Raw genomic sequence first — 25,696 nt, 5'->3', positions numbered from 1 at the left:
CCGGCCGTGTCCCCCCTGCCCCGGCCGGCGGTCACCGGCCGGGCGCTGACCGGCCTGGCCTGGGCGGTGCTGCTCCTGGCCCTCTCGCTCCGGGGCGGCGGGGGCGCCGACGGGCCCGCGGGCGACGTGCCGCCCGCCCACGGCGACATCGCCGCGGTCGGCCGCCCGCTCGGGACCGGCCCGTCTCCGGCGCGCGCGCCCTTGCCGCCCGCGACGCCGCACCGGCTCGACATCCCCGCCCTGGGCATCGCCGCCCCGGTCGTGCCGCGTGACCTGGACCGTACGGGCGCAGTGGCCGCGCCCCCGTACGAGTCGGCCCACTCCGTCGGCTGGTTCGAGCGCGGGACGCGGCCTGGTGCGAGGGGGCCGGCTCTCTTCGTCGGGCACGTCGACACCGCGACCCGTCCGGCCGTGTTCCACCCACTCGGTTCGGCCCGCCCCGGGACGAAGGTCCGTGTCGGGCGGTCGGACGGCTCGGTCGCCGAGTTCACCGTCGAGGACGTCCGGGTCGTCCCCCGGGAGGGCTTCGACGCCCACGAGGTCTACGGCCCGCGGGTGCCCGGCCGGGCCGAACTGCGACTGATCACGTGCGGCGGCGGATACGACCGCGCGGCCGGAGCGTACACGGCGAACGTGGTCGTCTCCGCCTACCTCACGGGTGTGACGAACCTGCCGTGAGACGGGCGGCACCAGCGGGAACGACCGAGGCCCCCTCACCATCGGTGAGGGGGCCTCGACTCTGCGTGCGCCGCCAGGGACTCGAACCCCGGACCCGCTGATTAAGAGTCAGCTGCTCTAACCAACTGAGCTAGCGGCGCCTGCTGACCTGCATAACCCTACCCGATGGCCGGGAGTGCTCCTGACCATTCCCGACCGCTTCCCGGCCTGTCGTATCGTGCTTTTTACCTTCGATCCGTCAAAATGCGATATGTCCAGACAGTTGAGACACTGACGCCCGTATCGCAGGCCAAAAGATCTTGACGAGTGTGGAGGGGATGCGCATGAGCGTGCCGGTCTTCGAGGAGTACGAGCCCGCGGCCGACTGTGGCTGCCCGGGCTGCGCCCAGCGGCGGCGCGACCTCGCTCTCGGCCTGCCCGTCAGGGCGGGTGGTCATCCGGCGGCCCACGGAGCGCGACGGGCGCTGGTGCTGGTGACGGCGGCGGGAGTGGTCCTGGGGGGTGGGGGAGCGGGTGCGCTGGCCCGGCCGACCGGGCCCGCCGGCCCGGCCGACGTGACGGCGGAGGCGGCCGGGGCGACGACGGCGACGAGGGTGACGACGGTGACGGAGGCTGCGGAGGCGACCGAGGAGGTCGCCTCCGCTGCCGTAGGGGGCGCGGACACCGCCGCACCGGCCCCCGACACCCCGCAGGGCGGTGCCGGGCCCCTGCACGGCACCCCCCGGCCCGGAGCCCACGGGCCCGGCCCGCAGCCGTCCCCCGTCGCCACCCCGACGACCACTCAGGTCACCACCGAGTCCCTGCGGAAGACGACCCGGTCCGAGATCATCAACCGGGCCAAGCGGTGGGTGAACGCGCAGGTGCCGTACTCGATGGAGAGGTACTGGTCGGACGGCTACCGGCAGGACTGCTCGGGCTACATCTCGATGGCGTGGAACCTGCGCGCCAACGAGTGGACCGGCAGCCTCGACCGCTTCGCCGAGCGGATCGACCGCACGGAACTCCAGCCGGGCGACATCCTGCTGTTCCACAACCCCGCCGATCCGGCCAAGGGTTCGCACGTCACGATCTTCGGCGGCTGGACGGACTACACCCACACCTCGTACGTCGCCTACGAGCAGACCAAGCCGCGCACCCGGCAGCAGGCGACACCGCTGGCGTACTGGACCCACTCCGACCGCTATCAGGCCTACCGCTACAAGGCCGTGGTCAGCGGCGGCACCGGATCGGGCGACGTCGGCGCCGGCGGGGGGCAGGGGACGACGGCGACGCCGTACCCGGGCGGTTCGATGTTCGGTCCCGGCGCCCGCAACGCCTACGTCACCCAGCTCGGGCGGCTGCTCGTGGAGCGCGGCGCCAAGAAGTACTACCGCGAGGGGCCGGGGCCGGCCTGGAGCGACGCGGACCGGCTGGCGACCCAGGCGTTCCAGCGGGCGCAGGGCTGGCAGGGCAGGGAGGCGGACGGGATGCCCGGACCGCACACCTGGCGGCTGCTCGTGACCGGCCAGGGCAAGGACATCGGCGGTTCGGGTGGTTCGGGGGGCTCGAGCGCACATGCGCCGGGGTTCCCCGGGCGTGGCTACTTCCGTACGGGCCAATCCAACGCATATGTGGAGAAGCTGGGCAAACAACTGGTGAAGCGGGGCTACGGCAAGCACTACCTGTCGGGTCCCGGTCCGCGCTGGTCGGAGGCGGACCGTCGCAATGTCGAGGCGTTCCAGCGGGCACAGGGATGGCGCGGCGGCGCGGCCGACGGCTACCCGGGCCCGGAGACCTGGCGGCGCCTGTTCCGATGAACCCGAGAGCATGAGGTGGACCGAATGACCCGATCGACCCCGAACCCGCTGGGCCCGGCGCCCGACGGCGGCGCGGCGGCCTCGCGCGACGCGGCCCGCACGGCGAGACGCCTGACGGACGAGCTCCGCGCGTGGCGGCCGAAGCGGTCCGCCCAGGCGCCCAAGCCCGAGCCCCGGCCCGATCCCGAGCCCGCGCCGGAAGGGCGAACCCAGGCTCCCGGCAGGGAAGGGGCCGACGCCGTCCCGGGTGCGTACGAAGGGCCCGCCCCGGACGCGGCGACGGAGAACGACCCAGCCGTGACGGCCCCGGCCGCGGCACCCGGCGCGAGGAGCGACGAGCCCCTGGCGAAGCCGGACCTGCCGGGGCCGGTGAACGTGTCGGGGCCGGTGGACCCGGTGGGCCTGGTCCCCCCGGGCGACGGGGGTGGGAGCGGCGTGCCCGTCGCGGGTACGGGCGGCGGCGCGGCCGGTCCGGTCCCGGAGGAAGGCGGCGTGTCCCGGGCGGCCGCGGTGGCTGCCCCCACGCGGACGGGGAACGACCCGGCGGCCCGGCCGTCCGGCCCGGCGGGCGTGGACCCGCGGCTTCGCGCGCCCCAGGTCGACACGGCACCCCCCGCCAACCCGACACCACGCAGGGGCCCGAGGCCCTTCACGGACCCGGTCTCGCACGTGTACGTGGTGACCCCCGCTGACCCGGCGCCGCGCACGGACCCGTCGGAGCGCACGGAGCGCACCGGCCCGGCGGACGCGACGGCTCTCGCGGCTGCGGACGCGAAGGTCTCCGCTCCGGCCCCCGCGGACGCCGACCGTGACACGGACGGCGGTGTTCCGGCCGCTCACGCTCCTCGCCCGGGCGACGTGACCGGGCGAGGCCCGGGCGCGGGCGGCGCTCCGGTCGGCCGGCCTCCCCGGACCGTAGGCGAACCGGTGGCTCAGGCTCCCCGGACCGGAGGCGACCCGAACGGTCGGGCTCCTGGGCCGGGCGGGGCCCCGGAAGGCGTGGCCCCCGCGGCCGAGGGCGAACCGGTCGGTCAGGCTCCTGGAGCGGGCGTGGCGCCCCCCGCAAGTGCGGGCGGTGCTCCGGTCGGTCAGGCTTCCCGGGCCGAGGGCGAACCGGCCGGTCGGGTTTCCCGGGCCGGGGGTGAACCGGCCGGTCAGGTGTCCCGCGCAGAAAGCGAACCGGCCGGTCAGGCTTCCCGGGCCGGGGGTGAACCGGTCGGTCAGGTTTCCCGGGCCGAGGGCGAACCGGCCGGTCAGGTTTCCCGGGCCGGGGGCGAACCGGCCGGTCAGGTTTCCCGGGCCGGCGGTGCTCCGGTCGGTCAGGTTTCCCGGGCCGGGGGTGAACCGGTCGGTCAGGCTCCTGGAGCGGGCGTGGCGCCCCCCGCAAGTGCGGGCGGTGCTCCGGTCGGTCAGGTGTCCCGCGCAGAAAGCGAACCGGCCGGTCAGGCTCCCCGGGCCGAGGGCGAACCGGCCGGTCGGGCCTCCGGCGCCGTTCCGGTGGCCGAGGCGGGCGCCGGTCGTCGGGACGGCTCGGGCGGCGGTCGTGTGACCGACTCCGGCGTCGTTCCCGCGTCCGGCTCAGGCGCCGTGGGCTCCCCGGATACCGCCTCCGGCGCTGCCCCCCGGGCGGCCGCCGGTGAGGCGGCGCCGACGGCCGCCGCCGTATCCTCCCGGGGCGGTGCGGCCGCTCCGCAGGCGCGGATCAGTACCGCCCTGGCCGCCGGCACCGACGGCGGTTCAGGCGCCGGTTCTCCCTCCTCCGGGGAGAACCCGGCCTCCGCCGGGTCCGTGGGACCCGTCGGACGGCGGACCGCGGACTTCGGGCGGATCGCCGCCGCGGGGATCCGTACGGTCACCGTCCCCGTCGTCGCCGAGGTCACGCCGCCGCGGACCACGCAGGCCCCGCCGCGTACGGGGACGCGGCGCAAGACGGTGATCGGGACCGAGACGACCGGGTCGATCCCCGTGCACCTGCTCTTCCGGGACGAGCCCGAGCCGCCCGGCGGCGGCGCCCGCCGCGAGGACGACGACGGCGGCCCCGCGACCGTCGCGCTCGCGGCCCCGGTGCCCTTCGGGACGATGAGGGCCGGCGCGCCCAAGGCCGACGCCCCCCACTCCGGCGTCCTCAAGCCGTCGCTCCCCAGGCACGCCCGGCCGGAGCCCGCGCGTCCCGCCCCCACCGCCGACCCCCAGCTCGTCGAGCGACCCGGCCGGGCCCTGCCGGGATGGCTCGGCGTCCTCGCCGGTCTGCTGTCGCTCGCCGGCTGCGCGGCCGTCGTCTGGTGGACCGGGGCCCTGCCCGGGTCGCTCGACCGGATGCTCCGCCTGGCCCCGCGTCCGTACGACGGCATCCACCTCGGAGAGTGGGGTCTGCTCGCCCTCGGCGTTCTGGCGACCCTCTTCTCCCTCGGCGGTCTCGGCCGCGGCCGGGTCGGCTACGCCTGGGTGCTGACCCTCTTCGGTGACTACCGGGGAAGTGTCCGGCGTACCGGTCTCGTCTGGATCAGCCCGCTCCTCCTGCGGCGCCGGGTCGACGTCCGCCTCCGTCACTGGCGCAGCGAGCCGCTCCCCGCCGTGGACGCCAAGGGCACCGCACTCGATGTCGTCGTCCTCGTCGTCTGGCGCGTCCGGGACACCGTCCGCGCCGCGCTCGGGGTCGAGGGGCACGAGGAGTACCTGCGCGAGCAGGTCGAGGCGGCCATGGCCAGGGTCCTGTCCCAGCTTCCCGCCGACGCCTTCCACGAGGACGCCCCGACCCTGCGGGACGCGGAGGCGGTCGGCGAGGCCCTGACCCGGCTGCTCTCCGCGGAGTGCGCGCCGGTCGGCATCGACGTGTTCTCGGCGCAGCCGACCCGTATCGAATACGCCCCCGAGCTCGCGGCGGCGATGCAGCGCCGGCGGATCGCCGCGATCGACGCCAAGCACCGGGACAGCGTGCTGACAGCGGTCGTGGACGCGGTGGACGACGTGGTCCACCGGCTGACCACGCGTGGTCTGGTGGAGCTGGACGACTACGAGCGCAAGGCGCTGGTCAAAGACCTGACGGTGGCGTTCTACACCGGTCGCTCCGCCCCGGGAGACGGTGCGTGACGGGGCTGGACAGAGGCAAGTTCCGTCAATACTTTGGTACTTGGTCTAGACCGGAATAGGTGCTGCCGCGGAAGTCCCGTGGCGGTGCCCGTACGACAGCCGCACGCGTGCAGCACAGCTCATCGAACTCCCCCACGTTCACCAGGAGCGACAGCATGCGCAAAAAGATAGGCGTGGCGGCGGTGGCGCTCGGCGTCGCCGGTGCCTCCCTCTTCGCCACGAGCAGCGCCAGCAGTCACGGCTACACCGACTCCCCGATCAGCAGGCAGAAGCTCTGCGCCAACGGCACCGTGACCAACTGCGGCTCCATCCAGTGGGAGCCGCAGTCGGTCGAGGGTCCCAAGGGCTTCCCCTCCGCCGGCCCCGCCGACGGAAAGCTCTGCTCGGCCGGCATCTCGCACTTCTCCCAGCTGGACGACCCGCGCGGCGGCAACTGGCCCGCCACCCAGGTCACGGCGGGTCAGAGCTACAGCTTCCGCTGGCAGTTCACCGCCCGCCACCGCACCACCGATTTCCGGTACTACATCACCAAGAACGGCTGGGACCGGACCAAGCCGCTCACCCGGGCGGCGCTCGACTCCCAGCCCTTCCTGACCGTCCCGTACAACAGCCAGCAGCCGCCGGCCACGCTCTCGCACTCCGGGACCATCCCGGCGGGCAAGACCGGCAAGCACCTCATCCTGGCGGTCTGGACGGTCGCCGACACGGCGAACGCCTTCTACGCCTGCTCGGACGTTCAATTCTGACGCTTAGTCAGTTATGGTCCGGCCCATGAGGGGCGCGGAGACCGTGGCGGAGCTCGTACGGCGCCAATGGGGCGACCACAGGACCGGGCTGAGGGACGAGCACCACACCCTCACCCACCACCAGGTCGCCGCGGGCGCCGCCGCGCGGGCCGCGCTGCTCGTGGACCTGTTGCCTCGGGGTGTGGAGCCGCACCTCGGGGTCCTGCTCGACAACTCACCGGAGTTCCCGCTCTGGCTGAGCGCGGCGGCCCTCGCGGGGGCCGCCGTCGCCGGGATCAACCCCACCCGGCGCGGCGCCGAACTGGCCCGCGACATCGTGCACACCGAGTGCCGGATCCTGGTCACCCGGCGCGCGTACCTTCCCCTGCTCGACGGCATCCCCCTGCCGGGCGTACGTCTGCTGGTGACCGACACGGAGGCCTACCGCGCCCTCCTGGCGCCCTACGACGGTGCCAAGCCGGGCGAGGCCGTGGCCCGCCCGGTCCGGCCCGGCAGCAGGATGCTGCTCTACTTCACCTCCGGCTCGACCGGAGCGCCGAAGGCGGCGATCTGCACCCAGCGGCGGCTGGCGGCCGCCGGCGCCTCCCTCGTCGCCCACTTCGGCGTGCGGCCCGACGACGTCCACTACGTCTGCATGCCGATGTTCCACGGTAACGCGGTGATCGCCGACTGGGCCCCTGCGCTGGCGGCCGGAGCGGGGGTGGCGCTGCGGGCCCGGTTCTCGGCCTCCCGCTTCCTGCCCGACGTACGGCAGTTCGGCGCTACCTACTTCACCTATGTCGGCCGGGCGATCCAGTACCTCCTGGCCACGCCCGCCGGGCCCGACGACCGGGCCCACGGGCTGCGCCTCGGGTTCGGTACGGAGGCGGGGGCCGTGGACGCCGCCCGTTTCGAGGCGCGGTTCGGGGCGCGGCTCGTGGAGGGGTACGGCTCCTCGGAAGGCGGGGCGGCGATCCAGCGGACCCCGGACACCCCGGCGGCGGCCGTCGGGCGCGCCGCGCCCGGAGACGACCTCGCCGTGGTGGACCCGGCGACCGGAGAGGAGTGCGCGCCGGCCGTCCTCTCGCCGTCGGGCGGCCTGCTCAACGCCGGGTCGGCGATCGGCGAACTGGTCAACCGGGGGCCGAGCCCCTTCGAGGGGTACTGGCGCAACCCGGAGGCGGACGCGGCGCGTCGGCGCGGCGGCTGGTACTGGACGGGGGACCTCTTCTACCGGGACGCGCGGGGCTTCCTGTACTTCGCGGGGCGCACGGACGACCGGCTGCGGGTCGACAGCGAGAACCTGGCGGCCGCGATGATCGAGGGCATCCTCTCCCGCTGGGAGCGGGCGGCCGGGGTCGCCGTCTACGCGATACCCGACCCGGTCGCCGGGGACCAGGTGATGGCGGCGATCGCCCTGCGGGGGAGCGGGGCCGGCGCCGTCACCGGCCCCGAGGGCGCGGCCGCCTTCGATCCGGCCGCCTTCGATCCGGCCGCCTTCGATCCGGGCGCCTTCGAGGACTTCCTCGCCGCGCAGCAGGACCTGGGGACGAAGATGCCTCCCCGCTTCGTCCGCGTGGTGCCCCGGCTCCCGCTGACGGCCACGAACAAGATCCACCGCGTGGCCCTGCGCCGGGAGTCGTTCCTCTGCGAGGACCCGGTCTGGTGGCGCCCGTCGCCCGGAGCCCCGTACGAGCGCCTGACCTCCGCCGCCGTGTCGGAGCTCCGCACCCACTACGCCGCCCACGGCCGCCATCTGCCGGACCGCCCCGCAACGTAGGGTTTTCGGGCTCTCTTCGGCTCGTAACGTTCGGTTCACCCTGCAAACGACTTTGCCAGGCTATGGTCTTCCTTGACTCATCGTTGACCAACTGTTGGCATGCGCCGGATGTCGCGAACCGCAGGGAGGGGGCGTATGCGCCGAGGTCCGACGGCCCGGAGCGCCTTCCCGCTCCTCGCGGCCGTCCTGGTCGCCGTCCAGCTCCTCACTTTCGCGGCGTCCTTCGCATATGCGCATACGCCACGTCATGCCATGGCCAATGATCAGGTCGCGCCGGTCATCTCCGAGGCGACGCCGAGCGACACGATCGTCACCTGTCACGACGCCCGTCACCCCGGCGACCCCACCGGCCCCCTGCGCACCCGGGACCGTTCGCGCGCCGCCGACCACGCGGGGATATCCGAGCGGCCCTCGCCGGCGCGACCCGCCTCGGTCGCGCCCGAACCGGCCGCACCCGGAACCCCGCACCCCACCTCGGCGAGGCCGTCGAGAGCCCATGCTCCGGCCGTGCTCCAGGTGTTCCGCTGCTGATCGGCGCAAGCAGCCCCCACACACATCTGCCCGCACCGACGCGTCCCCCACGACGCGCCAGGAGGAATCACCACGTCATGCAGCCCCTCATCGACAACGCCCGCACGTTCGGACAGCGCCCTGAGGAGTTCGCCCGGCTGGCCCAAGGCCAGTCCCCCGAGGTCCTCTTCATCACCTGCGCCGACTCCAGGGTCGTGCCCGCCCTGATCACCGGCGCCCGGCCCGGCCAGCTCTTCGAGCTGCGCACCGCCGGCAACATCGTCCCGCCGTACGGCTCCGCGGCTCCCTCGGGCGAGGCGGCCACCATCGAGTACGCCGTGGAGGTCCTCGGCGTCCGGCACATCGTGGTCTGCGGTCACTCGCACTGCGGCGCCGTCGGCGCGGTCGTGCGCGGCGACGACCTGGACGCCGTCCCCGCCGTACGCGACTGGCTGGCGCACGCCGCCGAGGAGCCGGTGTGCTCCGATCCGGCCGATCCGACGGTCGCGGAGGCCGTCCAGCACCACGTCCTGACGCAGCTGCTGCGGCTGCGCTCCTACCCCTGCGTCGGCAAGCGCCTGGACTCCGGCCGGCTGCGACTGCACGGCTGGTACTACGAGGTCCACACAGGCGCCGTACGCGAGCACCGCGCGGCCACCGACTCGTTCGAAGCGCTGTGAGGGAGGACCGCGTGACCGCCTTCCCCCACCTCCGCCGGGACTTCGCCGCCTCGCTCGTCGTCTTCCTGGTCGCCGTGCCGCTGTGCGTGGGCGTCGCCGTCGCCTCCGGCGTCCCCGCCGAACTCGGGCTCGTCACCGGCATCGTCGGCGGCATCGTCACCGGTCTGATGCCGGGCAGCAGCCTCCAGGTGTCCGGGCCGGCCGCCGGCCTGACCGTGCTGGTCTTCGAAGCGGTCAGCGAGTTCGGCCTGCCCGCCCTCGGTGTGATCGTGCTGGCCGCCGGACTCTTGCAGCTCGCCATGGGCGCCCTCAAGCTGGGGCGCTGGTTCCGCGCGATCTCCGTCTCGGTCGTCGAGGGCATGCTCGCCGGCATCGGCCTGGTGATCATCGCCGGCCAGATGTACGCGGCCGCCGGCCTCAAGGCCCCCGCCTCCGGGCTCGACAAGATCCTGGGTCTGCCGGGCGCGGCCGCCGACGCGGTCGGCAGCCCCGAGGCGCTGGCCTCGCTGGCGCTCGGTGCCGGGACCGTCGCGGTCCTGGTCGGATGGAAGAGGCTGCCGGAGAAGGTCCGGGCCGTGCCGGGCGCGCTCGCCGCCGTCATAGTGGCGACGGTGGCCGCGTCGGCGCTCAGCCTGCCGGTGGCCACCGTCGAGGTGAAGGGCCTGATCGACTCCCTGAGCCTGCCGGGCGCCGACGCCTTCGGCGGCCTGGCCACACCGGCCGTCATCGGTACGGTCCTCGCCTTCACCCTCATCGCCTCCGCCGAGAGCCTCTTCAGCGCGGCCGCGGTGGACCGGCTGCACGACGGACCGCGCACGCGGTACGACAAGGAGCTGATGGCCCAGGGCACGGGCAACGCGATCTGTGGCGTGCTCGGCGCGCTGCCGATGACCGCGGTGATCGTGCGCAGCTCGGCCAACGTCGCGGCGGGCGCCCGGACGAAGGCGTCGCGGGTCCTGCACGGCGTGTGGCTGCTGCTGTTCGCGGCGCTGCTGCCGTCGGCGCTCGCGCTCATCCCGCTGCCCGCCCTCGCCGGGATCCTGGTCCACGCGGGCTGGAAGCTGATCCCCTTCCGCGGGCTCGTCGCGCTGTGGCGGTCGCACCGGGGCGAGGCGGTGATCCTCGTGGTCACGGCCGTGGCGATCGTCGCGGTCAACATGTTCGAGGGTGTGCTCATCGGCCTCGCGCTGTCCGTGGTCAAGACCGCGTGGGAGACCTCGCACATACGACTGGAGGTCATCGACAAGGGCGCCGGACCGATCCAGGCGTACCTGACGGGGAACGCGACCTTCCTGCGGCTGCCGAAGATACTCGACAGCCTGGAGGCGCTGCCCCAGGACCGGCCGGTCGAGCTGGACACGTCCGGCCTGCACCACCTCGACCACGCGTGCCGCACCGCTCTGGAGTCCTGGGCCGAACGCCACAGCACGGCCGGCACGGAACCGGTGAAGGTCACCGCTCTGACGAAGGCCGCCGCCCCCGAGCCGGTCTGAGCCGGAGAACCCACACCACCGCCGGGGGTCCGGGAACCCCGGGCCCCCGGCACCGGCCCGTGCGGAAGGTAGGTCCAGCCCTACCTTCCGGACACCCTTCACCACCATGGCCCGGTCCTCCGCCCGGCCCCTACGGTGGGGCGCATGCAGCCCCGCACCCCCTGGCAGGCCCTGACCCGGCGCCGATACCTCCGTACCGCGTGGCCCTGGCGGTCGGCCGGCTACCTGGCGAGCGGGGTCGCCACCGGTGTCCCCGCCCTCCTCGTGCTGCTCCTGCTCGTCGGTTCCTCCGTCGTCCTCGTCGGCCTCCCGCTGCTCCTCCTCGCCGGCGTCGCCCTCGGCGGCATCGAGCGCCGCCGGCTCCGCCTCGTCGAACTCGACCCCGCCGTCGACCCGCACCGCGTCCCCGACGCCCCCGGTCTGGCCGCCTGGCTCCGGCTGAGGGCGCGGGAACAGGCCACGTGGCGGGAGCTCGCGTACGCCGTGCTGCACGCCACCGTCCTGTGGCCGCTGGACGCGCTCGTCCTCGCGGTGGGCCTCGGCCTGCCCGCGGTCCTGATGAGCACGCCCGTCCAGCTCGCCGTCGACGGAGAAGAGGCCAAGGCCGTCAAGGCGTACCTCGTCACCTCCTATCCGGAGGCGTTCGCCGCCGCCCTCCTCGGCCTCGTCCTCCTCCTCGCCCTCCTCCACCCCCTCGCCGCTCTCGCCGGGGCCCGCGCCGCCCTCAGCCGGGCGCTGCTCGCGCCCCGCGAGACCGAACTGCGGGACCGTATCGGCGAGGTCACCGCCTCCCGGGCCCGGCTCGTCGACGCCTTCGAGGCCGAGCGGCGGCGGATCGAGCGCGATCTCCACGACGGAGCGCAGCAGCGCCTCGTCGCCCTGACCATGACGCTGGGGCTCGCCCGCCTCGACGCCCCGCCCGGACCGCTCGCCGAGCAGCTGGCCCGGGCCCATGCCGAGGCCGGGCACGTCCTCACCGACCTGCGTGAACTCATCCACGGCATCCACCCGCAGGTCCTCGCCGACTACGGCCTCGGCGCCGCCCTCGCCGACGCCGCCGACCGCTGCGCCGTCCCGGTGGACGCGGACATCGACGTGCCCCGCCTGCCCGCACCCGTCGAGAGCGCCGGTTACTTCGTCGTCTGCGAGGCCCTCGCCAACATCGGCAAGCACAGCGGCGCGGGCCGGGCCCGGATCACCGCCCGCTGCGAGCACCGCACGCTGCGGATCGAGGTGGACGACGACGGCCGCGGCGGCGCGGACCCGGCGCACGGCACCGGCCTCACCGGACTGGCCGACCGGCTCGCGGTCCTCGATGGCACACTGACGATCATCAGCCCGCCGGGCGGACCGACCATCCTACGAGTGGAGATCCCGTGCCGACCGCTGCCCGACCCCTCCGCGTCGTCCTCGCCGAGGACAGCGTCCTCCTCCGCGAAGGGCTGATCGGGCTCCTGGCCCGTTTCGGCCACGAGGTCGTCGCCGCCGTCGGCGACGCCGAAGCCCTGCGCGACGCCGTCGCCGCGCACGATCCGGACATCGTCGTCACCGACGTGCGGATGCCGCCCGGCTTCCAGGACGAGGGGCTGCGCGCGGCCGTCGCGCTGCGCGCCGAGCGCCCGGCGCTGCCCGTCCTCGTGCTGAGCCAGTACGTCCAGCGGACCTACGCCGCCGATCTGCTCGACGCGGGCGACGGCACCGGCGTCGGGTACCTGCTGAAGGACCGGGTGGGCCAGGTCGAGGAGTTCCTCGACGCCGTCACCCGGGTCGCGGCCGGGGGGACGGTCGTCGACCCCGAGGTGGTGAGGCAGCTGCTGCGCCGCCACCGCGACCCGCTGGCGGCGCTGACCCCGCGCGAGCGCGAGGTGCTCGCCCTGGTCGCCGAAGGCCACTCGAACGGCGAGACGGCCCGCCGGCTCGTCGTCACCGAGGCCGCCGTCGGCAAGCACATCGGCAACATCCTGGCGAAGCTGAACCTCCCGCCCGCCGAGGACACCCACCGCAGGGTCCTCGCCGTCCTCACGTACCTGCGGGCGTGAGGGGGAGGGAGCGCACGAAGAAGCCCCCCGCTTCCGCGAGGGGCTTCCTCCGTCTGTGCGCCGCCAGGGACTCGAACCCCGGACCCGCTGATTAAGAGTCAGCTGCTCTAACCAACTGAGCTAGCGGCGCCTGCTGACAGAGAAAATACTACCTGGTCCCCAGGGGTGCTCATGACCACGCCGCACCGCAGCCCCTGACGGGACCCGACGGCTCCCGGGGACGCGGGTCGCGCCGGGCCCGGCCCAAGGCCGCACCCGGGGGATCGCTCCCTAGATCGCCAGCGAGAGCACCACCGGAGCCGCTCTTCGGTTCAGCGTGTCGGCCGCCGAGCGCAGCCGGTGGGCGTGCTCGATGGGCAGGGAGAGCGCGAGGCATCCCACGGAGGCGCCCGCCGTCAGCGGAACCGCCGCGCACACCGTGCCCACGGCGTACTCCTGGAGGTCGAGCACCGGAACGGTCGGCGGCTGGCTGTCCAGCTTGGAGAAGAGCACCTTCTCGTTGGTGATCGTCCGGGAGGTCAGCCGGGCGATCTTGTGGCGCGAGAGGTGGTCCCGGCGGCCGTTCTGGTCGAGCTGCGTGAGCAGGCACTTGCCGACCGCGCTGGCGTGCGCGGCCGATCGGAAGTCCACCCACTCGTTGACCTTGGGCGTGCGCGGACCGTCGGCGAACTGGGTGATCTTCACCTCGCCGTCGATGTACCGGCTGATGTAGACCGCGGCGCCGACGGAGTCGCGCAGCTCGGTCAGCGTCTCCTGGAGCTTGCCCTCCAGGGCCTTGCGGCGGGTCATGCCCGAGCCGAGGAGGACGAGCGAGTCGCCGATCACATAGGCGCCGTCGGCGACCTGCTCGACGTACCCCTCGCGGCGCAGCATCAGCAGCAGGGACGTCAGATGGGCGACGGGCAGACCGGTCTCACGCGCGATCTGGACGTCCGTCACCCCGCCACCGTGCCGTGAGACCGTCTCGAGGACGCGCAGGGCGTATTGCACCGAGTGGAACGGCGCGGTGGGCTCGGGCTTCAGCGCCACGGTTTCCCCCTACCAGGTTGTGACCGCAAGCTTCCGTACCACGATAGCCGTCAAGCGCCGTTTGCGGGGCGGCTGTTGGCGAGTTTGATGCGGTGCCCCAGCGCCATGCGCTGGGGCGCACCACCCTGGCATATGTCAGGGGCACACCTAACCGACAGAGGCTCAGGTCAGAGCACCGCACCGAGGAACTCGCGCGTACGTTCGTGTGCCGGTTCCGAGAAGATTTTTTCCGGAGAACCGGACTCGATCACCTTTCCGCCGTCGAACATCAGCACCTGGTCGGAGATGTCCCGGGCGAAGTTCATCTCGTGCGTCACGCAGATCATGGTGATGTCCGTCGTCCGCGCGATGTCCCGCAGGAGGTCGAGCACGCCGGCCACCAGCTCCGGGTCCAGCGCGGAGGTCACCTCGTCGAGCAGCAGCACCTTCGGCTCCATCGCGAGCGCCCGCGCGATCGCCACCCGCTGCTGCTGTCCGCCGGACAGCTGTGCGGGTCTGGCCTCGCACTTGTCGCCCAGACCGACCATGTCGAGCAGCTCCCGGCCGCGCGCCTCGGCCTCCTCCCGGCTCTTGCCGAGGCTCCGGACCGGCGCCTCGGTGATGTTGCGCAACACCGACATATGGGGGAAGAGGTTGAAGTGCTGGAAGACCATGCCGATCTTCTTGCGGACCTCGCGCCGGTGCTTCTCGTCGGCCGGGTACAGCTTGCCGCCGTTCACCCGGATCGTTCCCGCGTCCGGCTTCTCCAAGGTCATCAGGAGCCGCAGGATCGTCGTCTTGCCGGAACCGGAGGGTCCGATCAGCGTGACGTGCTCGCCGGCCCGGACCGAGAAGCAGAGATCGTCGAGGACGGTGTTGTCCCCGAACCGCTTGGTGACGTTCTCGAAGCGGATCAGGTCATGGTCGTGGTCAGTGGGCAAGGCGGCGCTCCAGGGTGCGGACGAGCAGGGAGGCGGGATAGGCGATCAGGACGAATGCCACACCGACGACCGTGAGCGGCTCGGTGTACTGGAAGGTGGCCGCGCTCTCCAGGCGGGACTGCTGGAGGAGTTCCAGCACGCTGATCCCGGCGAGGAGTGGGGTGTCCTTCAGCATCGCGATGACGTAGTTGCCCAGCGCGGGCGCGATCCTGCGCAGCGCCTGCGGCAGGATCACGGTCAGCCAGGTGCGGTGGCGCGGCAGGCTGAGCGCGGTCGCGGCCTCCCACTGGCCGGCCGGTACGGCGTCGATGCCGGCCCGGTACACCTGCGCGGTGTACGTCGAGTAGTGCAGTCCGATCGCGAGCGTGCCGGTGGTCAGGGCGGAGAACTGCACGCCCCACTCCGGCAGGACGAAGAAGAGGAAGAAGAGCTGCACGAGCAGCGGGGTGGTGCGGACGAACTCGGTGACGGCGTGAACCGGCCACCGCACGAACCGGCTGCGGGCCCGGAAGCCCAGCGCCCACACCAGGCCCAGCGTGAACGAGATCAGCGAGCCGAGGACGAGCACCTGGAGGGTGACGAGGAGCCCTTCCCAGAAGCGCGGCATGAAGTCCGCCACCGCGGACCAGTCCCAGTTCACTTGGCCACCACCCCCAGGTTCGCCTTGGTGCGTCGCTCCAGGGCCTTCATGGAGCGGGTGATCACCAGCGCGATCACGAAGTAGACGAGGAGGGTGACGGTGTAGATCCCGCCGCTCTCCTGGGTCGCGAGCCGCACCAGGTACGCCGCGAAGGACACGTCGCCGACGCCGAGCAGCGAGACCAGCGCGGTGCCCTTGAGCAGCTCGACGAGCAGGTTGCAGAAGGACGGGATCATCTCGGGCACGGCCTGCGGGAGCAGGACGAGCCGCAGCCGCTGCCAGGGCGTGAGGCTGAGCGCGATGCCCGCCTCCCGCTGCGCCTTCGGTACGGCGTTCAGCCCGCCGCGCACGATCTCGGCGCCGTAGGCACCGTAGGAGAGTCCGAGCGCGAGGATCGCCGCCCACATCGGGACGAGCTGCCAGCCGATCAGCGGCGGCAGCACGAAGAAGAGCCAGAACATCAGGATCAGGGCGGAGGTGCCGCGGAAGACCTCGGTGTAGAGCCCGGCGAGGAAGCGCACCGCGCGGCTGCGGTGGGTGCGGGCCGTGCCGACGGTGAAGGCGACCAGCGCGGCGAGCGCGGCGGAGGCGATCAGGAGCTGGAGGGTGATCCAGATGCCGGGCAGGACCCAGTTCTGCCAGAGTCCCGCGGTCATCGGCACAGCTCCTCGGCGGTCAGGGTGGTCATCTCGGCCTCGGTGAAGCCGAAGCGCCGCAGGATCCGGAAGAGTTCGCCGCTCCTCTTCATCTTGTGCAGCTCGACGTTGAAGGCGTCCCGCAGGGTGACGTCCGTGGGGCGGAAGGCGAAGCCGCCGCCGTCGATCTTCTTCTCGCCGTCCACGACGGCGGCGAAGGGCTCGGTGGCCTCGGCCTTGGCCGATTTGCGCACCACGGAACGGGCGGTGAGGGCCGTGCCGGCGAACACGTCGACACGGCCGGACTCGACCGCGTTCAGCCCGGCGACCTGGTCCTGGAGGATCACGATGTCCTTCTCCGGGTACCCGGCGGCGACGGCGTAGGCGATCTCGGCGTACCCGCTGCCGGTGGCGAAGCGAGCCTTCGAGCGGACGACGTCCTCGTACGACCGCAGACCCTTCGGGTTGCCCTTGCGGACGATGAAGGAGTCGAGCATCTGGTACTCGGGGTCGGCGAAGATGACCTGTGCGCAGCGCTCCTTGTTGATGTACATCCCGGCCGAGACGACGTCGAACTGCTGGGAGTTGAGCCCGGGGATGAGGGAGGCGAAGTCGGTCGCCACCGGCTGGACGTTCTCGATGCCGAGCCGCCGGAAGATCACCCGGGCCAGCTCGGGGGCCTCACCCGTGAAAGCGCCCTGCTCGTCGACGTAGCCGTAGGGCACCTCGCCGGCGATGCCGAGGCGGACCGTGCGCTGGGATCTGAGACGGCCGAGGGCGTCGCCGGAGGCGACCCGCGCGCAGCCGGCCGCGCCGAGCGCCGCTCCGGCGCCCGCGGCGGTGCCGAGGAGCAGGGTACGGCGTTTCATGCGATATGTCCTGCTGGGTAGACCTATTCGAGCCATGGGCGCGCGGCTACCCGAAGCCGGACATGTCAATCCTGCGGAATAAGCGGAGACAGCCTCCTGTTGTCTCGCTCGTACGTACGTCTTTGCGCAGAAGGGCCGTCAACGGTGAGCGACGCGATTCGGGGCACGGCACACGGGGACTCGCCCGTGCCGCTGTCCGTACTGGACCTGGTGACCGTCGGCAGCGGGCGGACCGCGACGCAGGCCCTCGCCGCCAGCGTCGGGATCAGCAGGCTCGCCGAGCGGCGCGGGTACCACCGCCACTGGGTCGCGGAGCACCACTCCATGCCCGGCGTCGCCTCCTCCTCGCCGGCCGTGATCCTGGCCCACCTCGCCGCGCACACCCGCCGCATCCGTCTCGGTTCGGGTGGCGTGATGCTGCCCAACCACGCCCCGCTGGTCATCGCCGAGCAGTTCGGGACGCTGGAGGCCCTCGCTCCGGGCCGGATCGACCTGGGCCTCGGGCGGGCGCCCGGTACGGACGGGGCCACGGCCGCCGCCCTGCGCCGTACGGACCGGCTGAACGAAGGCGCGGACGACTTCCCGCAACAGCTCGTCGAACTCACCCGGTTCCTGGACGACGACTTCCCCGACGGGCACCCCTACGCCCGGATACACGCCGTGCCCGGCCCCGTGCAGGGCCCGAAGGGGCGTCCGCCGCTCTGGCTGCTCGGCTCCTCGGGCTTCAGCGCGCGGCTCGCCGGCATGCTCGGCCTGCCCTTCGCCTTCGCCCACCACTTCTCCGCGCAGAACACGCTGCCCGCGCTCGACCTCTACCGCGACTCCTTCCGCCCCTCGGAGGTCCTCGACGCGCCGTACGCCCTCATCGGCGTGTCCGCCCTGGCGAACGACGACGCGAAGGAGGCCCGCCGGCAGGTCCTCACCGGCGCGCTGTCGATGCTGCGGCTGCGGACGGGCCGGCCCGGCCTGATCCCGACGCCGGAGGAGGCGGAGGCGTACCGCTTCAGCCCGGCGGAGCGCGAATTCGTCGACGGCTGGCTCGGGAACGTGGTCCACGGCACGGCCGACGAGGTCCGGACGGGTCTGGACGACCTGCGCAAGCGCACCGGCGCCGACGAGCTGATGATCACGGCCAACGCGCACGGCGGGGAGGCCCGGCTGCGGAGCTACGCGTTGATCGCCGACGCCTACGGCATGCCGGACGGAGACGTTCCGGCAGAGTAAAACCTGGATTCCGAGGGCCGGTTGGTCCACACCGGAACAGGCGGGTCCGCCACCCCTAAGTGAACCTTAAACCGCTCGTCACCTGTGGTGGCGAGCGGTTCGGTTCTGTGCTGCACCGCGCTGACAAGGGCTTTCGCGCGCCAATTGGTCTAGTCCTCAATCTGGTTCAGACCATTGACGTGCTGTTCACACGAGGGCTATCACTGCTCCATCTGCTGTACCGCGTACCCCTCGTATCTCCCTCGGAGGCCGCACGTGCACCCCCGCAAGCCATTGATCGCCGCGCTCCTCAGCACGGCCCTCGCCGCCGGAACCCTCGCCGCGACCGTCGGCCTCGGCTCCGCCCAGGCAGCCGACACCGCCACCACCGCCTCCGCCGGCGGCGTGAGAATCGCGTACTACGACCAGTGGAGCGTGTACGGGAACGCCTTCTATCCCAAGCACCTCGACACGCGGGGCATCGCGAGCAACCTGGACATCATCAATTACTCGTTCGGCAACATCCACCCCACCGAACTCACCTGCTTCGAGGCCAACAAAGCCGCCGGTGACGACAACAACCCGAACGCGGGCGACGGTGCGGGCGACTCCTACGCCGACTACCAGAAGTCCTTCAGCGCGGCCGACAGCGTCGACGGCGTGGCCGACAAGTGGGACCAGCCCATCGTGGGCGTCTTCAACCAGTTCAAGGAACTGAAGGCGAAGTACCCCCACCTGAAGATCAACATCTCGCTCGGCGGCTGGACGTACTCCAAGTTCTTCCACGACGCCGCGAAGACGGACGCCAGCCGCAAGAAGCTCGTCTCCTCCTGCATCGACCAGTACCTCAAGGGCAACCTCCCGGTCGAAGGCGGATTCGGCGGCCCCGGCAGCGCCGCGGGCATCTTCGACGGCATCGACATCGACTGGGAGTACCCGGGCTCCTCCGGCGGCCACCTCGGCAACCACTACGGCCCGGAGGACAAGCAGAACTTCACCCTGCTCCTCGCCGAGTTCCGCAAGCAGCTCGACGCGTACGGCACGGCCAACGGCGGCAAGAAGTACCTGCTGACGGCGGCGCTCCCGGCCGGCCAGGACAAGATCAAGTACATCGAGACGGACAAGATCGGCGCGTACCTCGACTACGCCAACATCATGACGTACGACATGCACGGCGCCTGGGACGGCGACGGGCCGACGTACCACCAGTCCCCGCTCCACTCCGGCTCGAACGACCCGACCGACCCCATCGCGCCGGGCACCGAGAAGTACTCGATCGACAACGCGATCGACTCCTGGATCGACGGCAAGCCGGCCTACGGCATCGCGGGCGGCTTCCCCGCGAACAAGCTGACGCTCGGCTACGAGTTCTACTACCGCGGCTGGAAGGGCGTCCCTGCGGGCACCACCAACGGCCTCGCCCAGACCGCCACCGGCGGCTCGGCCGCCCGCCCGCTCAGCCAGCAGGCCGGCATCGCCCACTACAAGGAGCTCGGCGGCATCGTCGACAACGCCGCCACGACCTTCTGGGACGACCAGGCCAAGGCCTCGTACTTCTACAAGGACGGTGAGTTCTTCACCGGCCTGAACCAGAAGTCCGTCCAGGCGCGCGTGGACTACGGCAAGCAGCGCGGCCTGGCCGGCGCGATGATGTACTCGCTCCTCGGCCTGGACGACAACATCACCCTGCTGAAGCAGATCAACTCCGCGCTCGGCGGCACCACCGTCCCGCCGACCACGCCGCCGACGACGACGCCGCCGACCACCACTCCGCCGACGACGCCCCCGACGACGCCGCCCACCGGCAGCTGCACCTCCCCGGCGTACGTGGCCGGCACGGTCTACACCGGCGGCTCGCAGGTCTCGCACAAGGGCCGCACCTGGAAGGCCCAGTGGTGGACGCAGAACGAGGAGCCGGGCACGACCGGCGAGTGGGGCGTCTGGAAGGACCTCGGCGCCTGCTGACCCCCTGAACCGCACGACCCCCTCATGACGGCTGCCCCCGCCCGGATGTCCCTCCGGCCGGGGGCAGCGCCATGCCGCGTCACACCGGCAGCGGTGCCACGCCGATCAGCTCGGCGATACGGTCCGGGGCCACCGCGCGGGAGTAGAGCCAGCCCTGCCCCGTGTCGCAGCCGATCCGGCGCAGCCGGGTCGCCTGCCCGGAGGTCTCCACGCACTCGGCGGTCACCGTCAGGCCGAGCCGGTGCGCCAGCTGCACCAGCGCCTCCACGATCAGCTCGTCCGCCGGGTTGGCGTGCGCCTCGTCCTGGAAACCCCGGACGAACGACCCGTCCAGCTTCAGGACGGACACCGGCAGCCGGCTCAGATACGCCAGGTTCGAATAGCCCGTACCGAAGTCGTCGATGGCGATCCGCACGCCCATGTCGCTCAGCGCCTGGAGTGCCTGGAGCGGCCGGCCCGCCGAGCCCATCACGGCCGACTCGGTCAGCTCCAGTTGCAGCAGATGCGGGGCCAGGCCCGTCTCGGCCAGGATGCCCGCCACGTCCGCCACCAGGTCCGAGTCCCACACCTGCCGGACGGCCACGTTGACGCTGACGAACAGCGGGCGGTCGCGCGGGTGGTCCTGCTGCCACTGCCGGGCCTGGCGGCAGGCCGTGCGCAGCACCCAGCGCCCCAGCTCGACGATCGAACCGTCCTCCTCGGCGATGCCGATGAACCGATTCGGCGGGAGCGAGCCGAACTGCGGGTGGTTCCAGCGCACCAGCGCCTCCACGCCGCGCACCACTCCGTCGGCCATCCCGACCAGCGGCTGGTACTCCAGCGCGAACTCACCGCGCTCGACCGCCGGCCGCAGGGTCGAGGACAGCGCCTGCCTCGTCATCCGGTGCGCGTTGCGCTCGGGGTCGAACAGCGTCCAGCGGGCCTTGCCGTCCGCCTTCGCCCAGTACAGCGTCGTGTCGGCGGCCTGCATCAGACCCGTCGCCGTGGTGCCGCGGGCCCCGCGCTCCACCACCCCGATCGAGGCGGAGACGGAGAGCCGCTGCCCGGCCAGGTCGAAGGGCTGCTGGAGCGCGCACAGCACGGACTGGGCGAGGTCCGCGAGCTGCTCCGTGCCGGTCGACTCCTCGACCAGGATCGCGAACTCGTCGCCGCCGAGCCGCGCCACCAGATGGCCGCCGCTGCGGGTGTAGCCGTCGGCGTCCGCGCACTCCGTCAGGCGGGCGGCGACGGCGGCGAGCAGACGGTCCCCGACCCGGTGGCCCAGGGTGTCGTTGACCGCCTTGAAACCGTCGAGATCCAGGTAGCACAGGCCGATCCGCCCTGTTCCGCCATGCCCGTAGGACTCGTAAGACGATCCGATCGACGGGCGTTCGTCCTCCTGGGCGGCCGCTTCCAGGGCCGCGGTGAGGCGCTCGAAGAAGAGGGCACGGTTGGGCAGTCGCGTCACCGGATCGTGCATCTGGAGGTGGCGCAGCCGGGCCTGGAGTTCCCGCCGGTCGCTGATGTCCGCGATCGAGAGCAGCACACGGCGGCTGTCGGGCACGGGGGAGACCGTGACCTCGGCCCACAGGGAGCGTCCGTCGGGGTGCTTGAGCCGGCGGGTGCAGCGGAAGCGGGAGCGGCGGCCGCGCAGCACCTCGCGGTACGCGTGCCAGGTGCGGCCGTCCGACGCGAGGTCGACGAGGTCGGCGGCGGACTGTTCCCGCAGCGCGTCGGCCTCGGTGCCGAAGAGGGTGCCGAGCGCGTCGTTGGCGGTGACGACGACGCCGTCCTGGTCCACGACGGCCATGGCGAGCTGGGCGGCCCGGAAGGCGGCGCGGTAGTCGCGGAGTTCGGCCGCGATCCAGGGGTCCTGGCACGCCGGGGGCTCGTCGGCCGTCCCGGGGGTCGTGCCCGGTCCTCGGTCGCCCTGGGCCGGGGGCTCAGGATGACGCTCCGTGATCGGATGCGCGGGCTCCCGGGCGGGCGAGAGCTGGGCGTGCACCGGTCCTTCGGGGGTTCCGCTCACCGCTCGCTCCCGTAGCGCAGTTGGGCCGTACAGATGTGGTCGGGATGGTCGGCCAAGGAAAGTGTGCCGATCATAGAGGCAGCCCCGGGGGCCGATCCAGCTCCGTGGTGGCCGTCCCGCTCTCCGGAGGGGGCGGACGGGCGCGCCGCACCTCCCGGCCGATCGTTTCTGCGCGGGTCTGACGCGGGACGTCGACGACGTGACCGAATGTGACTTTCCGTGAGCCGTTGAGAGGGCGTGTCGCGTCGACCCCGCGGTGCCCGCTCACTCGACTGGGGCAGCGGAATAGTGCGAAATGCCGCGAACCATCACAAGGTGGGTGTGGTGTCCCGCATTCCGGAGCCGGAGGTCTACGTGAGGGGTCAGCAGACACCCGGGGGAGTGGAACGTCCCAAGCTGCGTGCCTCGGCGGCGGCGTTCACCTCCCTGATGGCGCTCGCCGCGACCGGGCTCGTGGCGGGCCCCGCCGTGGGCGCGCCCTCGGCGGGCCCCTGCGCCCTGCCCCGTACCGCGGCCCACCACTCCCTCGGCCTGGACACCTGGAACGGCTCCTACCCCCAGCCCACCCGCTCGCTCGACGCGGTCATGATCTTCCTGTCCTTCCCCGACTCGGCGCCTCTCGTCGGCACCGACGAGCTGATCGCCGACCACTTCCCCGGCACGAGCGACTTCTTCCGGCGCGCCTCGTACGGCCGGTTCGCGCTGCACGCCCACCCCCAGCGCGAGTGGATCACCATGCCGCAGCCCTCCACCGCCTACGACATAAAGCGCGACTGGGACGCGGGCCGGCGCACCGCCTACCTGCACGACGCCATCGACGCGGCGAACGAGCGCGTGGACTTCTCGCGCTTCGACATCGTCTATCTGGTGGCCGACCCGGACGCGCCCGGCGTCGACTCGGACGCCACGAAGGTGGTCAACCTCGACCATCCGATCGATGTCGACGGCGCGGAGATCAAGCGGGTCGTCACCGTCTTCGAGCGCCATCCGCCGGACCGCAACGTGCTGGCGCACGAGACCGGCCACGTCTTCGACCTGCCCGACCTCTACCACCGTCCGACGGACGGCAAGGGTGACTGGGACACCCATGTGGGGGACTGGGACGTCATGGGGAGCCAGTTCGGCCTCGCCCCGGACCTCTTCGGCTGGCACAAGTGGAAGCTGGGCTGGCTGGAGCGGCAGCAGGTCGCCTGCGTCCAGGGTCGGGGCTCGCGGCTGCTCAGCCTGGAGCCGCTGGCGGCGGCGCCGGTGGCGGGCGGCACGCTCGGCACCCGGCTCGCGGTGGTGCGCACGGGCCCGGGCACGGCGCTGGCGATCGAGGCGCGCGGCGCCACGGGCAACGACGAGGACACCTGCACGGAGGGGGTGCTGATCTACCGCGTGCGCAACCAGGCGGCGTCCGGGGACGGTCCGATCGAGGTCGTGGACACGCACCCCCGGACCGAGGCGTGCTGGGACCGCTCGGTGTACCCGCCGCTGGCGGACGCGCCGCTGGGCGTCGGGGAGACGTTCACGGTGCCGGGGGAGGGGACGCGGGTGGAGGTGGTGGACCGGACGGGAGCGGGCGTGTGGACGGTGAAGGTGACGGTGCCGGAGCGCCGGACCTGAGGTCCCGGGCACACGAAGAAGCCCCTCGCTCTCGCGAGGGGCTTCTCCCGTCTGTGCGCCGCCAGGGACTCGAACCCCGGACCCGCTGATTAAGAGTCAGCTGCTCTAACCAACTGAGCTAGCGGCGCCTGCTGACGTCGTAGACCTTAGCATCCTGATCGGCGGGAGGAAAAATCGATATCCGCACGTCCGCGGCGGAGGCGGCGCGGACCGCCCGGACGCAGGCCCAGAGCATCACCTCGGGCCCCGGCAGCCAGGGGTGGCGGGTGTCGGGGGCGACGACCCAGCGGGGCCCGGTGCGCTCGAGCGGACAGAGCGGAGGGATGGTCACGGCGTCGCCTGTGCCGTGGCAGAGGGGCGGCGGGACGGAGTCGCCCCACTCCTCCCAGGCGAGCAGGGAGGGTAACCGCTGGGCGGTCCCGGGCGCGGCGAACAGGAGCATCCGGCCCCGGTGGACGGCGACGGGGCCGGTTCCGGGGCCCTCCGACCAGAGCCGGTCGAGCATCCGCCGCCCGAAGATCGTGTCCACGTTGACGACGTCGAAGGCGGTCCCGCAGGGGAGCACGGCGGGGGCGGCGGGCCGCGACTCCCAGAGCGCGAGGGTGGAGCGGGGGTAGGCGGCGGCGGAGGCGAGCCAGTCCGCTCCGGCGGCGGTGACCTGGGTGGTGTGGTGCCGCCCCTCGTCCCGCTCCCGCAGGAACCCGAAGACGTCGGGCCGGTCGGTCCGCCGCTCGTCGGTGTCGCTCTGGGCGGGGCTCAGGGGTGTCTCGTCTCGCAGCCATGCGCTCATGGAGCCAGATCTACCGGGAGTGACCGTTTCGTTTCACAGAGTTGAGCGAAACTCGGACAGCGGGGGTACGGGAGGAGTATCTTTCGCCTCGGCATATGCCAGGGGGGTGGTGACAGGAGCGCGCCGGGGGCGCACGCGGAGGGCGTGCGGGGGAGCCGGACCCTGGCGGCGGGGCGGTCAGTCCTCCTGGGGGCGGCCGCCGTTGCGGATCAGGTCGCGACCGAACTCGATCATCCGGACGGCATAGTCCTCGGTCCACTCCGCCCGCTCGGCGACGTCCGCCGGGGTCAGCCGGTCGAAGCGCCGCGGATCGGCCAGCTGCGCCGCCGCGATGGCCTGGAACTCCGTCGCCCGGTCGGTCGCCGCGCGGAACGCGAGCGTCAGCTCCGTCGCCCGCGCGAGCAGCTGGCGGGGGTCCTCCATCGACTCCAGGTCGAAGAAGTGCTCGGGGTCGGCGGTCGCCTCGGCAGGCTCGAAGACCAGCGGTGCGGGCCGAAGCCGCCGCTGTCCGTTCCGCTCCGCGGATTCCGCCATCGTTCTTCTCCTCCTCGCACGCACGCGGCCCGGACACCCGGGCCGCCGACTTCCATTGTCCCGCCTCGCGCAAGAGGGCGGGTGGCCGTCAGTCGCGCAGACCGCGCAGATACACCGCGAGCCCGCCGAAGAACTCCCGGTCGGCGTCGATCCCGCGCGCGCGGCGGCCGGCCTCCGCCATGTAGGGGAAGCGGTCCGGGGGCAGCTCGGAGATGACCACCGTGCCCGCGCCCGACAGGGAGCCGAGGTGTTCCAGCTGGATCGCCCCGACGACGTACGACAGCAGCCCGCGCAGGGCGACGACGCGCCGGTCGCCCTCGACGCCCGCTTCGGCGAGGAGTCCGAGAACCGTCTCCGACCAGCGCAGCAGTCCCGGCAGCCGGTGCCGGTGGGTGACGGTGAGGGGGACGGCGGCGGGGTGGGCGCGCACGCTGTCGCGCAGCCGCCGGACCATGGCCTCGACCCGCTCGGGCCAAGGCCCGGGAGGGGGCGGGGCGGGGTCGACGGAGCCGAGTACCCGCTCGACGACGAGCCCTTCGAGTTCCTCGCGGTCGGCGACGTACCGGTAGAGCCCCATCGTGCTGAGGGTCAGCTCCTTGGCGACCGTACGCATCGAGAGGCCGGCGAGGCCGTCGCGGTCGATGACGGCGAGGGCGGCGGCGGCCACCTGGTCCTGGGTGAGGGATCGCGGACGTGGCATGACG

At 72.7% G+C, this 25,696-nt stretch carries 22 protein-coding genes and 3 tRNA genes; 13 read left to right on the top strand and 12 right to left on the bottom strand.

Annotated features, from left to right (window positions below; all coding sequences use genetic code 11):
* Positions 1–6 precede the first annotated feature (6 nt).
* Positions 7–678, top strand: coding sequence for a class F sortase (locus AB0K65_RS10070; RefSeq protein WP_365715306.1), 672 nt, complete (start codon positions 7–9; stop codon positions 676–678).
* A 66-nt stretch (positions 679–744) separates the two neighbouring features.
* On the opposite strand, the gene AB0K65_RS10065 is transcribed toward AB0K65_RS10070, so the two are convergent.
* Positions 745–818, bottom strand: a tRNA-Lys gene (locus AB0K65_RS10065).
* Positions 819–1,001: 183 nt separating this feature from the next.
* Between AB0K65_RS10065 and AB0K65_RS10060 the strand changes: the two genes are divergently transcribed.
* The 9 genes from AB0K65_RS10060 (at position 1,002) to AB0K65_RS10020 (ending at position 12,791) form a co-directional block, all read left to right on the top strand.
* Entirely contained in the window at positions 1,002–2,474 is a 1,473-nt protein-coding gene (locus AB0K65_RS10060; protein WP_365715305.1) for a peptidoglycan-binding protein, read from the top strand.
* A 1,788-nt stretch (positions 2,475–4,262) separates the two neighbouring features.
* Positions 4,263–5,564: an SPFH domain-containing protein gene (locus AB0K65_RS10055; protein ID WP_365715304.1), complete on the top strand. Its 1,302-nt coding sequence runs from the start codon at positions 4,263–4,265 to the stop codon at positions 5,562–5,564.
* 155 nt (positions 5,565–5,719) lie between these two features.
* Positions 5,720–6,310, top strand: coding sequence for a lytic polysaccharide monooxygenase (locus AB0K65_RS10050; protein ID WP_365715303.1), 591 nt, complete (start codon positions 5,720–5,722; stop codon positions 6,308–6,310).
* Positions 6,311–6,335: 25 nt separating this feature from the next.
* The gene (locus tag AB0K65_RS10045; RefSeq protein WP_365715302.1) at positions 6,336–8,069 is read left to right on the top strand and encodes an AMP-binding protein; all 1,734 of its coding nucleotides are present in this window, start codon (positions 6,336–6,338) and stop codon (positions 8,067–8,069) included.
* A gap of 135 nt (positions 8,070–8,204) precedes the next feature.
* Positions 8,205–8,600, top strand: coding sequence for a hypothetical protein (locus AB0K65_RS10040; protein ID WP_365715301.1), 396 nt, complete (start codon positions 8,205–8,207; stop codon positions 8,598–8,600).
* 77 nt (positions 8,601–8,677) lie between these two features.
* On the top strand, positions 8,678–9,259 hold the full coding sequence (locus AB0K65_RS10035) for a carbonic anhydrase (RefSeq protein WP_365715300.1): 582 nt from the start codon (positions 8,678–8,680) through the stop codon (positions 9,257–9,259).
* 11 nt (positions 9,260–9,270) lie between these two features.
* Positions 9,271–10,752: a SulP family inorganic anion transporter gene (locus AB0K65_RS10030; protein WP_365715299.1), complete on the top strand. Its 1,482-nt coding sequence runs from the start codon at positions 9,271–9,273 to the stop codon at positions 10,750–10,752.
* Positions 10,753–10,896: 144 nt separating this feature from the next.
* Positions 10,897–12,198 carry a sensor domain-containing protein gene (locus AB0K65_RS10025; protein WP_365715298.1) on the top strand — a complete coding sequence of 434 codons (1,302 nt, stop codon included), beginning with the start codon at positions 10,897–10,899 and terminating at the stop codon, positions 12,196–12,198.
* Positions 12,129–12,791, top strand: coding sequence for a response regulator transcription factor (locus AB0K65_RS10020; RefSeq protein ID WP_365715297.1), 663 nt, complete (start codon positions 12,129–12,131; stop codon positions 12,789–12,791). Before AB0K65_RS10025 ends, AB0K65_RS10020 begins: the two co-directional genes overlap by 70 nt.
* 56 nt (positions 12,792–12,847) lie before the next feature.
* Here AB0K65_RS10020 and AB0K65_RS10015 read toward each other — a convergent pair.
* The 6 genes from AB0K65_RS10015 to ehuB form a co-directional block, all read right to left on the bottom strand.
* Positions 12,848–12,921: transfer RNA gene (locus AB0K65_RS10015), tRNA-Lys, on the bottom strand.
* Between the two features lie 140 nt (positions 12,922–13,061).
* Entirely contained in the window at positions 13,062–13,820 is a 759-nt protein-coding gene (locus AB0K65_RS10010; protein ID WP_365715296.1) for an IclR family transcriptional regulator C-terminal domain-containing protein, read from the bottom strand.
* A 167-nt stretch (positions 13,821–13,987) separates the two neighbouring features.
* Positions 13,988–14,740, bottom strand: a complete 753-nt coding sequence (gene ehuA, locus AB0K65_RS10005; protein ID WP_365715295.1) for an ectoine/hydroxyectoine ABC transporter ATP-binding protein EhuA — start codon at positions 14,738–14,740, stop codon at positions 13,988–13,990.
* Entirely contained in the window at positions 14,730–15,380 is a 651-nt protein-coding gene (gene ehuD / locus AB0K65_RS10000; RefSeq protein ID WP_365715294.1) for an ectoine/hydroxyectoine ABC transporter permease subunit EhuD, read from the bottom strand. Before ehuD ends, ehuA begins: the two co-directional genes overlap by 11 nt.
* On the bottom strand, positions 15,377–16,036 hold the full coding sequence (gene ehuC / locus AB0K65_RS09995; protein ID WP_365715293.1) for an ectoine/hydroxyectoine ABC transporter permease subunit EhuC: 660 nt from the start codon (positions 16,034–16,036) through the stop codon (positions 15,377–15,379). The genes ehuD and ehuC overlap by 4 nt, the downstream gene beginning before the upstream one ends.
* Positions 16,033–16,884 (bottom strand): ectoine/hydroxyectoine ABC transporter substrate-binding protein EhuB, encoded by an 852-nt coding sequence (gene ehuB / locus AB0K65_RS09990; RefSeq protein WP_365715292.1) that lies wholly within the window; start codon positions 16,882–16,884, stop codon positions 16,033–16,035. Before ehuB ends, ehuC begins: the two co-directional genes overlap by 4 nt.
* Positions 16,885–17,028: 144 nt before the next feature.
* On the opposite strand from ehuB, the gene AB0K65_RS09985 reads away from it, so the two are divergent.
* Entirely contained in the window at positions 17,029–18,108 is a 1,080-nt protein-coding gene (locus AB0K65_RS09985; RefSeq protein WP_365715291.1) for an LLM class flavin-dependent oxidoreductase, read from the top strand.
* 255 nt (positions 18,109–18,363) lie between these two features.
* On the top strand, positions 18,364–20,052 hold the full coding sequence (locus tag AB0K65_RS09980; protein WP_365715290.1) for a glycosyl hydrolase family 18 protein: 1,689 nt from the start codon (positions 18,364–18,366) through the stop codon (positions 20,050–20,052).
* Between the two features lie 79 nt (positions 20,053–20,131).
* On the opposite strand, the gene AB0K65_RS09975 is transcribed toward AB0K65_RS09980, so the two are convergent.
* Positions 20,132–21,895 (bottom strand): EAL domain-containing protein, encoded by a 1,764-nt coding sequence (locus tag AB0K65_RS09975; protein ID WP_365715423.1) that lies wholly within the window; start codon positions 21,893–21,895, stop codon positions 20,132–20,134.
* Positions 21,896–22,414: 519 nt separating this feature from the next.
* Here AB0K65_RS09975 and AB0K65_RS09970 point away from each other — a divergent pair.
* Positions 22,415–23,668 (top strand): M6 family metalloprotease domain-containing protein, encoded by a 1,254-nt coding sequence (locus tag AB0K65_RS09970; protein ID WP_365715422.1) that lies wholly within the window; start codon positions 22,415–22,417, stop codon positions 23,666–23,668.
* Between the two features lie 54 nt (positions 23,669–23,722).
* Here AB0K65_RS09970 and AB0K65_RS09965 read toward each other — a convergent pair.
* From AB0K65_RS09965 to AB0K65_RS09950, 4 genes are all read right to left on the bottom strand, one after another.
* Positions 23,723–23,796, bottom strand: a tRNA-Lys gene (locus AB0K65_RS09965).
* On the bottom strand, positions 23,787–24,458 hold the full coding sequence (locus tag AB0K65_RS09960; RefSeq protein ID WP_365715289.1) for a bifunctional DNA primase/polymerase: 672 nt from the start codon (positions 24,456–24,458) through the stop codon (positions 23,787–23,789). The genes AB0K65_RS09965 and AB0K65_RS09960 overlap by 10 nt, the downstream gene beginning before the upstream one ends.
* A 177-nt stretch (positions 24,459–24,635) precedes the next feature.
* Complete coding sequence (locus AB0K65_RS09955; protein WP_365715288.1) at positions 24,636–24,992, bottom strand: hypothetical protein; 357 nt, start codon at positions 24,990–24,992, stop codon at positions 24,636–24,638.
* 88 nt (positions 24,993–25,080) lie between these two features.
* Entirely contained in the window at positions 25,081–25,692 is a 612-nt protein-coding gene (locus tag AB0K65_RS09950; RefSeq protein WP_365715287.1) for a TetR/AcrR family transcriptional regulator, read from the bottom strand.
* Between the last annotated feature and the right edge of the window lie 4 nt (positions 25,693–25,696).

It is taken from the genome of Streptomyces sp. NPDC053755 (assembly GCF_040677675.1).
In the GTDB taxonomy this organism is placed as follows: domain Bacteria; phylum Actinomycetota; class Actinomycetes; order Streptomycetales; family Streptomycetaceae; genus Streptomyces.
The sequence above is the reverse complement of the archived record's forward strand: the minus strand, read 5'-3'. Positions and strand labels throughout refer to the sequence as shown.

What these genes read in the sequence shown, in the direction of transcription:
- AB0K65_RS10060 (WP_365715305.1), top strand. Translation starts at nt 1,002, where the DNA reads ATGAGCGTGCCGGTCTTCGAGGAGTACGAGCCCGCGGCCGACTGTGGC.
- AB0K65_RS10050 (WP_365715303.1), top strand. Translation starts at nt 5,720, where the DNA reads ATGCGCAAAAAGATAGGCGTGGCGGCGGTGGCGCTCGGCGTCGCCGGT.
- AB0K65_RS10045 (WP_365715302.1), top strand. Translation starts at nt 6,336, where the DNA reads ATGAGGGGCGCGGAGACCGTGGCGGAGCTCGTACGGCGCCAATGGGGC.
- AB0K65_RS10040 (WP_365715301.1), top strand. Translation starts at nt 8,205, where the DNA reads ATGCGCCGAGGTCCGACGGCCCGGAGCGCCTTCCCGCTCCTCGCGGCC.
- AB0K65_RS10035 (WP_365715300.1), top strand. Translation starts at nt 8,678, where the DNA reads ATGCAGCCCCTCATCGACAACGCCCGCACGTTCGGACAGCGCCCTGAG.
- AB0K65_RS10025 (WP_365715298.1), top strand. Translation starts at nt 10,897, where the DNA reads ATGCAGCCCCGCACCCCCTGGCAGGCCCTGACCCGGCGCCGATACCTC.
- ehuC (WP_365715293.1), bottom strand. Translation starts at nt 16,036, where the DNA reads ATGACCGCGGGACTCTGGCAGAACTGGGTCCTGCCCGGCATCTGGATC.
- ehuB (WP_365715292.1), bottom strand. Translation starts at nt 16,884, where the DNA reads ATGAAACGCCGTACCCTGCTCCTCGGCACCGCCGCGGGCGCCGGAGCG.
- AB0K65_RS09960 (WP_365715289.1), bottom strand. Translation starts at nt 24,458, where the DNA reads ATGAGCGCATGGCTGCGAGACGAGACACCCCTGAGCCCCGCCCAGAGC.
- AB0K65_RS09955 (WP_365715288.1), bottom strand. Translation starts at nt 24,992, where the DNA reads ATGGCGGAATCCGCGGAGCGGAACGGACAGCGGCGGCTTCGGCCCGCA.
- AB0K65_RS09950 (WP_365715287.1), bottom strand. Translation starts at nt 25,692, where the DNA reads ATGCCACGTCCGCGATCCCTCACCCAGGACCAGGTGGCCGCCGCCGCC.